Annotated in this window: 2 protein-coding genes; both read left to right on the forward strand. The window is 53.7% G+C overall.

Features of this window, described 5'->3' with window-relative positions; all coding sequences use genetic code 11:
• Window positions 1–369: hypothetical protein (locus KGI06_06310; protein MDE1871821.1), on the forward strand; the 369-nt coding region annotated here is incomplete at its 5' end.
• Window positions 370–1,150: 781 nt separating this feature from the next.
• Window positions 1,151–1,375: hypothetical protein (locus KGI06_06315; GenBank protein MDE1871822.1), on the forward strand; the 225-nt coding region annotated here is incomplete at its 3' end.

Below are 1,375 nucleotides of genomic sequence, written 5' to 3' on the forward strand. Positions count from 1 at the left end.
GCCGTACAGGTCGCGGCCACGAGTTTTTTCTCCAACACCAGCCGCCTGATCGCTGTCAGTAGCCATCCCGCAATCACAAAAGCAAGGGTCAAATACGCGCTGATGCCCAGTGGCGAGAAGGACAGGAACGCTCTGGACATCATGGTCGGAGTCCTGCCGACGGCCAAGGGCCCGACGTTCATCGGCAAGGCAGTTTTCGGCGGCGGCGGATCGGAGAAGGACGACGGCGAAGAGGTCCACACTGAGGCTCAAGCCGTTGCCACTTTCGGACCCGATGACGATATTTTTGATATATTTCCACCAGCCAACGAGATTCAGGAAAAGATTACCCCCGTTCGGCAGCGGCTGACCAGCGGAGGCGGGAAGTGAAGATCAGTGTACAACGTTCGATCGCGGATCCGGTGCTTCTTAAGTTTGGCGACGTATATAAATTTGAGTTTTCCTGTGCGTTAAGCGAGCAGGAGGCGATTGAGTTCTGTGACCCTCTGCGTCGCGTGATCGAAGCCCCTACCCAGAAAGAGCCGCAGGGTGGAAATGTGATTGCGATGAGCGCGGGTGCGCAGTGAAACCGGATTGTCCATGCGTGACGAAGCGCGACTACGAAGTGCGGCCAGTTGACCTTGCGACTGCGTACGAGCTGGTCAAGGCGTTTCATTACGCGCGGAGCGGATCGAACACAGCAACTTTCATCCACGGGCTCTTTGCTAAGTCTGAATGGATGCGATGCCTTGGAGTCGCATGGTGGCTGCCGCCGACGAAAGGAGCCGCGATTGCATCTTGGGACGGAGATTGGAAACAAGTCCTATCCCTGAGCAGACTCGTGATCGCTCCTGAAGTTCCCCAGAACGGCGCTTCTTTTTTATTAGGCCAAAGCGAAAAACTAATTCGCGCGGACGGGCGCTTCAAATGCTTAGTCACTTATGCGGATCAATGGCAGGGACACACCGGTCAAATCTACAAGGCAACGAATTGGGAGGAAATGGGCCTCACGAAGCCAGAGAGAATCTACGTTATCTCTGGAAGAATAATTTCAAGGAAGGCCGGTCCAAGGACAAGAACCCATTCCGAAATGCTCTCTCTCGGAGCTAATTGCATCGGCCAATCGAAAAAAGTTAAGTTCCGTAAGATATTCGCATAAGAGCAGACGACCATGTACTCTGAGAAGATCATCATCGCCAACATCGCAGAGTTCGCCCGGCGCGAAGGATGGGAACCGGAGTACCATTCCTACGAAGAAGTCCAGCAGTTGATCGAGGACATCAACAAGCTGGTCAAGATCGACTACAACTCCCGCGGCGGCGTGGTTGAGTTAACCCGGACGATCACCGAAAAATACAAGAACGAGGTCAAACGTAAAGTCGTAAACGAGCAAGTC

This window comes from Candidatus Micrarchaeota archaeon (assembly GCA_028866575.1).
GTDB lineage: Archaea > Micrarchaeota > Micrarchaeia > Micrarchaeales > Micrarchaeaceae > UBA12276.